Annotated in this window: 9 protein-coding genes; 7 read left to right on the top strand and 2 right to left on the bottom strand. The window is 69.0% G+C overall.

All coding sequences use genetic code 11. The features are described 5' to 3' along the window. The 7 genes from A5650_RS24180 to era all read left to right on the top strand — a co-directional run. A partial coding sequence (locus A5650_RS24180; RefSeq protein WP_286150403.1) for a DnaJ C-terminal domain-containing protein occupies positions 1-525 on the top strand: 525 nt, incomplete at its 5' end. 33 nt (positions 526-558) lie between these two features. Then, positions 559-1,299, top strand: coding sequence for a 16S rRNA (uracil(1498)-N(3))-methyltransferase (locus tag A5650_RS24175; protein WP_067297963.1), 741 nt, complete (start codon positions 559-561; stop codon positions 1,297-1,299). Positions 1,300-1,404: 105 nt separating this feature from the next. Continuing rightward, positions 1,405-2,448, top strand: coding sequence for a PhoH family protein (locus A5650_RS24170; protein ID WP_067297961.1), 1,044 nt, complete (start codon positions 1,405-1,407; stop codon positions 2,446-2,448). Positions 2,449-2,456: 8 nt separating this feature from the next. Then, on the top strand, positions 2,457-2,993 hold the full coding sequence (gene ybeY, locus A5650_RS24165; RefSeq protein WP_067297958.1) for an rRNA maturation RNase YbeY: 537 nt from the start codon (positions 2,457-2,459) through the stop codon (positions 2,991-2,993). Then, positions 2,990-4,303 (top strand): hemolysin family protein, encoded by a 1,314-nt coding sequence (locus tag A5650_RS24160; protein WP_067297956.1) that lies wholly within the window; start codon positions 2,990-2,992, stop codon positions 4,301-4,303. Before ybeY ends, A5650_RS24160 begins: the two co-directional genes overlap by 4 nt. Before the next feature lie 6 nt (positions 4,304-4,309). After that, positions 4,310-4,627, top strand: coding sequence for a cytidine deaminase-like protein (locus A5650_RS24155; RefSeq protein WP_067088057.1), 318 nt, complete (start codon positions 4,310-4,312; stop codon positions 4,625-4,627). Continuing rightward, positions 4,624-5,538, top strand: a complete 915-nt coding sequence (gene era / locus A5650_RS24150) for a GTPase Era (protein WP_067297954.1) — start codon at positions 4,624-4,626, stop codon at positions 5,536-5,538. The genes A5650_RS24155 and era overlap by 4 nt, the downstream gene beginning before the upstream one ends. 4 nt (positions 5,539-5,542) lie before the next feature. Here era and A5650_RS24145 read toward each other — a convergent pair whose 3' ends face one another. Both A5650_RS24145 and A5650_RS24140 read right to left on the bottom strand, forming a co-directional pair. Beyond that, complete coding sequence (locus A5650_RS24145) at positions 5,543-6,088, bottom strand: CAP domain-containing protein (RefSeq protein WP_067297951.1); 546 nt, start codon at positions 6,086-6,088, stop codon at positions 5,543-5,545. 11 nt (positions 6,089-6,099) lie between these two features. Further along, complete coding sequence (locus A5650_RS24140; protein WP_067297949.1) at positions 6,100-7,617, bottom strand: amidase; 1,518 nt, start codon at positions 7,615-7,617, stop codon at positions 6,100-6,102. Between the last annotated feature and the right edge of the window lie 40 nt (positions 7,618-7,657).

Here is a 7,657-nt window from a genome sequence, read left to right as displayed (position 1 = left end):
CGCGCCCGCCGCGAGATCAGCGTGAAGATCCCGGCCGGTGTCGGCGACGGGATGCGGGTGCGGTTGGCCGCGCAGGGCGAGGTCGGCCCCGGCGGCGGACCCGCCGGCGACCTGTACGTCGAGGTGCACGAGCAGCCGCACGCCACCTTTCTTCGCGACGCCGACGACCTGCACTGCACCATCTCGGTGCCGATGGTCGACGCGGCGCTGGGCACCACCGTCTCCGTCGACGCGATCCTCGACGGGCCGACGGAGATCACGATCCCGTCGGGCACGCAGCCGGGCGCCATCGTGTCCCTGCGCGGGCACGGCATGCCGCACCTGCGCTCCGGGGTTCGCGGCGACCTGCATGCCCACATCGACGTCGTGGTGCCGACGCGGCTGGACAACGAGGACATCGAGCTGCTGCGCAAGCTCAAGGACAAGCGCGGCCGCGACGTCGCCGAGGTGCGCTCCGCGCAGCCGTCCTCCTCGGGCGGAGGCGGGCTTTTCAGCCGGCTGCGCGAGACGTTCAGCGGCCGCTGATGGGCCGGCGTCGCTCACGCCCGCGGTAACTCGATGTCCGCCGCGCTGTTCTACGTCGACGCCCTTCCGTCGGTCGGCGAGCTCGCGGTCGTCGACGGCGACGAGGGCTTCCACGCCGCCAATGTGCGCCGCATCCGCCCCGGTGAGCGCCTGCAGCTCAGCGACGGCGCCGGTGAGCTGGCGCAGTGCGAGGTCAAGGAGGTCGGCAAGGGCAGGTTGACGGCGCGGGTCCTCGAGCGGCGCTTCGTCCCCGCCCCGTCGCCGGCGGTCACCGTCGTGCAGGCGCTCCCGAAATCGGACCGCTCGGAACTCGCGATCGAATTGGCCACCGAGGCGGGAGCCGACGGCTTCGTGGCGTGGCAGGCCGCACGCTGCGTGGCGCGGTGGGAGACGCCGGCCAAGGTCGACAAGGGGATCCGGCGTTGGAGCGCGGTGGCCCGGTCGGCGGCTCGGCAGTCGCGGCGGGCCCGCGTCCCCGAGGTCGGCGGGCCGGTGACGACGGCGGAACTGGTCGGCCGGCTCGGTGACCGATCGGCGCTGGTCCTGGTGCTGCACGAGTCGGCGGCACAGCGGCTGACGGACGTGTTGGTGGCCGGGGCCGGTTCGGTGACGTTGGTGGTGGGGCCCGAAGGCGGGATCGCCGACGACGAGCTCACCGCGCTGACCGGCGCCGGTGCGACGGCCGTGCGGTTGGGGCCCACGGTGCTGCGGACGTCGACCGCCGCGGCGGTCGCGCTCGGGGCGCTGGGCGTGCTGACCGACCGGTGGGCGTGACCGGCGGGGGGCTCGACCATTGGGTGGTGTCGCTGACCAGCGGTAAACTGTGAACACCCATCAGCAACGCCCAGGCGAGAATCAGAAAGCAGGCACTGGACCCTCTTGACGCCCCGCGAGACGACCGCTGACTCTGATCAGTCTTCTGAGTCGGTACGCAGCAGCATTAACGTTCCGCCCGACCTCGTCGTGGGCCTACTGGGTTCCGCCGACGAGAATCTGCGCGCACTCGAGCGCGTCCTGGCGGCCGACATCCACGCCCGCGGCAACGCGCTGACCCTCTCCGGGGAACCCGCCGACGTCGCGCTGGCCGAACGGGTGATCTCCGAACTGATCGCGATCGTGGCCAACGGCCAGTCGCTGAACCCCGACGTCGTGCGCCACAGCGTCGGGATGCTCACCGGAACGGGCAACGAGTCACCCGCCGAGGTGCTCACCCTCGACATCTTGTCGCGGCGCGGCAAGACCATCCGGCCCAAGACCCTGAACCAGAAGCGCTATGTCGATGCGATCGACGCGCACACCATCGTGTTCGGCATCGGCCCCGCCGGGACAGGAAAGACGTATCTGGCGATGGCCAAGGCGGTCAACGCTTTACAGTCCAAGCAGGTGTCGCGCATCATCCTGACGCGTCCGGCCGTCGAGGCCGGTGAGCGGCTGGGCTTCCTGCCCGGCACGCTCAGCGAGAAGATCGACCCGTACCTGCGCCCGCTTTACGACGCGCTGCACGACATGATGGATCCCGAGCTGATCCCGAAGCTGATGAGCGCAGGAGTCATCGAGGTTGCGCCGCTGGCGTACATGCGCGGCAGGACCATCTCTGATGCGTTCATCATCCTCGACGAGGCGCAGAACACCACCGCCGAGCAGATGAAGATGTTTTTGACCCGGCTCGGGTTCAACTCGAAAATCGTTGTGACGGGCGACATCACACAGGTCGACCTGCCGGGCGGCGCCGCGTCGGGTCTGCACGCGGCGATGCGGATCCTCGACGGTATCGACGACATCCACTTCGCCGAGCTCACCAGCGCCGACGTGGTGCGGCACCGGCTGGTGTCCGAGATCGTCGACGCGTACGCGAGACACGACGAACCGACGCAGCTGAACCGGGCACAGCGACGCGCCTCCGGCGGCCGGCCCCGACGGTAGCGGTCGATATGAGCATCGAGGTGTCCAACGAGTCGGGCATCGACGTCTCCGAAGAGGAGTTGATCAGCGTCGCCCGGTTCGTCATCCGCAAGATGAAGGTGAACCCCGCGGCCGAACTGTCGATGGTGTTACTCGACACCGCGGCGATGGCCGACCTGCACATGCGGTGGATGGACCTGCCCGGACCCACCGACGTGATGAGCTTCCCGATGGACGAGCTCGAGCCGGGCGGTCGTCCCGACGCACCCGAACCGGGCCCGGCCATGTTGGGTGACATCGCGCTGTGCCCGCAGTTCGCCGCCGACCAGGCCGCCGCGGCCGGCCACTCGCTGGGCCAGGAGCTGGCGCTGCTGACCGTGCACGGCGTGCTGCACCTGCTGGGTTACGACCATGCCGAGCCCGCAGAGGAAAAAGAGATGTTCACCCTGCAGCGCGAACTGCTCGAGGAGTGGGTGGCCGACCAGGTCGAGGCGTACCACCAGGACCGCCAGTCCGAGAAGGAACGCAGGCTTCTCGACAACTCCCGATACTTCGACGAGCTGTGACCGGCGTCGGACAGCTGATCTTCGCGATCGTGCTCGTGTTCTTCGGCGGGCTGTTCGCAGCGATCGACGCTGCGCTGAGCACGGTGTCGATGGCGCGCGTCGAGGAGCTCGTCCGCGAAGAGCGACCGGGAGCGGTGCGACTGGCCAGGGTGATGGCCGAACGGCCCCGCTACATCAACCTCATCGTGCTGTTGCGCATCGCCTGCGAGGTCGGGCCGACGGTGCTGCTGGCCGCCTACCTCGACGGTCACCTCGGTGTCACGTGGGGTCTGTTCGTCGCCGCCGCGATCATGGTGGTGGTGAGCTTCGTCGTGATCGGCGTCGGACCCCGGACCCTCGGCAGGCAGCATGCCTACACGATTGCGCTGCTGGCCGCTCTTCCGCTGCAGGTGCTTTCGGTGCTGCTGACACCGATCAGCCGGCTACTGGTGTTGATCGGCAACGCGCTGACGCCGGGCCGCGGATTTCGCAACGGACCGTTCGCCTCCGAGATCGAACTGCGCGAGGTGGTCGACCTGGCCCAGCAGCGCGGTGTGGTGGCCGACGACGAGCGTCGGATGATCCAGTCGGTGTTCGAGCTCGGCGACACCCCCGCGCGTGAGGTGATGGTGCCGCGCACCGAGATGGTGTGGATCGAGAACGACAAGACGGCGGGGCAGGCTACCTCGCTGGCGGTGCGCAGCGGGCACTCCCGGATCCCGGTGATCGGGGAGAACGTCGACGACGTCGTCGGCGTCGTCTACCTCAAAGACCTTGTGCAGCGGACCTATTACTCCACCGATGGTGGCCGCGGTACCAAGGTCTCCGACGTCATGCGTCGCGCGGTGTTCGTGCCGGACTCCAAACCGCTCGACGAGCTGCTGCGCGAAATGCAGCGCGACCGCGTGCACATGGTCCTGTTGGTCGACGAATACGGTGCGATCGCCGGCCTGGTCACCATCGAAGACGTGCTCGAGGAGATCGTCGGCGAGATCGTCGACGAATACGACGCCGGTGAAGTGGTGCCCGTACAAGATCTGGGCGACAACCGATATCGCGTCTCGGCCCGGCTGCCGATCGAGGATCTCGGTGAGCTCTACGACATCGAATTCGACGACGACCTCGACGTGGACACCGTCGGCGGTCTCGTCGCGCTCGAACTCGGCCGCGTCCCGTTGCCGGGGGCGGAGGTGACGTGGGACGGGTTGCGGCTGCAGGCCGAAGGCGGACCGGACCACCGCGGACGCGTGCGCATCGGCACCGTTCTGGTCAGCCGCACCGAAACTCCCGAAGGGAACGACGACGATGAGCGCTTGCGCGAAGAGCGGTGAGACACGATGACTGACCTCGACAGCGAGGACGCGAAACTGGTGACGTTGGCGCGCAGCGCGATGGCCAGGGCCGAGGCGGGGACCGGTGCCGCCGTGCGCGACCGCGACGGCCGGACCTACGCCGCCGGCCCCGTGGCGTTGAAGGCGTTGGAGCTCACCGCCTTACAGGCCGCCGTCGCCGCCGCGGTGTCCAGCGGGGCGGCCGGGCTGGAGGCGGCGGTCTTGGTCGGAGGATCATCCGACGACGCGGGTGTTGCGGCGGTGCGCGAACTGTCTGCCGACGCGGCGGTGATCGTCACCGATCGATCCGGGCGCCCGGTGTGAACGACGAATTCCGTTCGGGTTTCGTCTGTTTCGTCGGCCGGCCCAACACGGGTAAGTCCACGCTGACGAACGCGCTGGTTGGGGCGAAGGTCGCGATCACGTCGAACCGCCCACAGACGACCCGCCACACCATCCGCGGAATCGTGCACCGCGAGCACTTCCAGATCGTCCTGGTCGACACCCCGGGCCTGCACCGCCCGCGCACACTGCTCGGGCAACGGCTCAACGATCTGGTCAAGGACATCTACTCCGAGGTCGACGTCATCGGGTGGTGCATCCCCGTCGACGAGAAGATCGGTCCCGGCGACCGGTGGATCCTCGACCAGATCCGCGCCGTCGCCCCCAGGACCGCACTCGTCGCGATCGTCACCAAGATCGACAAGGTGCCCAAGGACCGCGTCGCGGCGCAGCTGGTCGCGGTCAGCGAGCTGGTCGGTCCGGACGCCGAGATCGTGCCGGTGTCGGCCACCGCGGCCGAGAACCTCGACGAGCTCGTCGAGGTGCTTGCCTCCAAACTGCCACCGGGACCGGCGTTTTATCCCGCCGGCGAGCTCACCGACGAGCCGGAGGAGACCCTGATGGCCGAGCTGATCCGCGAGGCCGCGCTGGAGGGGGTCCGCGACGAACTCCCGCACTCGCTGGCCGTCGTCATCGAGGAGGTGACCCCGCGGGAGGGCCGCACACCCGAACAGGGTGAGCTGATTGACGTGCACGCGATCCTCTACGTCGAACGACAGAGCCAGAAGGGCATCGTCATCGGCAAGGGCGGTGCCAGGCTGCGCGAGGTCGGCACGGCCGCGCGCCAGCAGATCGAGAAGCTGCTCGGCACGAAGGTCTATCTCGACCTGCGGGTCAAGATCGCCAAGAACTGGCAACGCGACCCGAAACAACTGGGCCGCTTGGGCTTCTAGCGCGTCAGCTCTGCGCACCCGAACCCGGCTCGCCGAACGGCCTGCCGGGCCCGTGCGCCGGGGGAGCGCCGTCGCCCTTGCCGTAGACGGCCACCACCACCGAGCGGTCGATCGCATTCGCCGACCACACACCGATGTCGACGTTCGAGCAGTCGGACATGATCGCGTAGTAGTCGGGCCGGTGGTACCACTGGTTGATCAGCTCGATGCCGCTGATCGCCAGGGCCGGGTTGATCGCCACCGTCTCGGCGACCGCGCCGGCGTAACCCGCGTTGCGCGCCCGGTCGGCGGTTGTGGACCCGTCCGTCCCGATGTCGGCGTTCAGCGCCCGGTTGTTGAGGACATCGTTGGTGTGCCACTCGGCGGCCAGGCGCAGCTTTGGGTTGATCTTGATGTCGGTGTTGCAGCCGGCCTGCCGCTGCACGGTGAAGACGTTGGCCACCACACCGTCGTTCAGGCGCTTGTTGTCCGCGGCCGCCGCCGGGGCCCCGGCCAAGCCGGCCACCAGGGCCAGAACCGGAATCGCACATGCACAGCCCGCCGCTCTCATGGCGGAAAACTCTACGCGACCTCGTCGGAGACGTCCTCGGCTTCGCGCCGGTCGGGGCCCCTGGTTGGTTCCTCTTTCGCGGCCGGCTCGGGGTCGGGTGCGGGTTCGGGCAGCCACCACGGTTCGGGCTGGCGCGCCGTCCACCCGTTGATCGCCTCCAGCTCTGCTGCCAGCGAAATCAGCAACGGCTCGCTGCTGGCCGGTCCCATCAGCTGAACGCCGATCGGCAGTCCGTCCGAGGTGAACCCGGCCGGCACGTTGATCGATGGCCAACCCAGCAGATTCCACGGCCAGGTGACCGGGCACGCCTTGATCATCGTGCGATCGGTGGCCAGCCCGCCGAGCTCGTCGAAGTCGTGCACCTTCGGCGGCGGCTGCGCGGTGGTGGGGGCGAGCACCACATCGGCGATGTTGAAGATGTAGCCGATGCGGCGGTGCGCGCGGGCCTCGCGAGCGCGGGCCTTCCGCAGGATGTGCTCCGAAAGCAGCCGACCCGTGCGCAGGTTGGCCCTGGTCCGCTTGTCGAGGGTGACACCTGGACCCAGCCGGTCCGCCCATTCCAGCAGCCCCGACGTCGACCGGGACAGGAAGTTCCACGACATTCCGAGGCTGTAATCGGGGTCGGCGGCGAACACGCTGTGTCCCAGGTCCTCGAGCTGCGCGGCGACCACCGACATCGCGGCCTCGATCTCGGGATGCAGCTTCGCCCAAAACACCGTGAACGGGAACTTCGTCGACATCGCGATGCGCAACGGGCCGGGCGCCTGCGCCACGTATTCGGAGACCTTGACCGGCGGTGGCTGGTGGCGGTCACCGGGGACGTTGCCCGAAGCGGCGTCGAGCACGAGCGCGGCGTCGGTGACCGTGCGCGCCAGCACGCCGTTGACCGTGATCCCGTTGAACGCCTCCGTCAGGGGCCATGTCGAGATGCGGCCCCGCTGCGGTTTGATGCCGACCAGATGGGTCCACGCGGCGGGGATGCGCACGCTGCCCGCACCGTCGGAGCCGATCGCCGCGGGCACCAGGCCGGCAGCTACCGCGGCGGCGCTGCCGCCCGAGGAACCGCCGGGGGTGTGTTCGCGCGACCACGGGTTGCGGGTGTGGCCGAACGCGGGCCCGCTGGTGAACGGCCATTGGCCGAGCTCGCAGGTGTTGGTCTTGCCGACGATGACCGCGCCGGCCGCCGTCAACCGCCGCACCACCTCGGCGTCCTGGGTGGCCGGGCGGACGTTGCCGTCGGCGCCGAACCGGGTCGGGACCCCGGCGACGTCGACGTCGTCCTTGACCGCGATCGGAACGCCCAACAGCGGATACTTCGAAAGATCCTGGCCCGCCGCGCGTTTGCGGTCCGCGCGGGCGGCATCGGCGAGGGCCTGCTCGGTGAACACCACGCGGAATGCGTTCAGCGTCGGTTGGCTGGCCGCGATGGCGTCGAGTGAGCGCTGCACCAGTTCCACCGACGTGACCGAGCCGCTCGCGAGCTGGAAAAGCTGTTGAGTGAGGGTGGGGAAGCGCGCGTTTCTGACCATCAAGTAGAAGCTTATCGGCGGTGCGGATCGGAATCTGACG

The organism is Mycobacterium sp. 1164985.4 (assembly GCF_001668575.1).
Lineage (GTDB): Bacteria > Actinomycetota > Actinomycetes > Mycobacteriales > Mycobacteriaceae > Mycobacterium.
This window is presented reverse-complemented; position numbering and strand designations above follow the sequence as displayed.

Excerpts from the sequence above, each read along its gene's own strand:
- A5650_RS24175 (WP_067297963.1), top strand. The coding sequence starts at position 559 with ATGTCCGCCGCGCTGTTCTACGTCGACGCCCTTCCGTCGGTCGGCGAG.
- A5650_RS24155 (WP_067088057.1), top strand. The coding sequence starts at position 4,310 with ATGACTGACCTCGACAGCGAGGACGCGAAACTGGTGACGTTGGCGCGC.
- A5650_RS24140 (WP_067297949.1), bottom strand. The coding sequence starts at position 7,617 with ATGGTCAGAAACGCGCGCTTCCCCACCCTCACTCAACAGCTTTTCCAG.
- ybeY (WP_067297958.1), top strand. The coding sequence starts at position 2,457 with ATGAGCATCGAGGTGTCCAACGAGTCGGGCATCGACGTCTCCGAAGAG.
- A5650_RS24145 (WP_067297951.1), bottom strand. The coding sequence starts at position 6,088 with ATGAGAGCGGCGGGCTGTGCATGTGCGATTCCGGTTCTGGCCCTGGTG.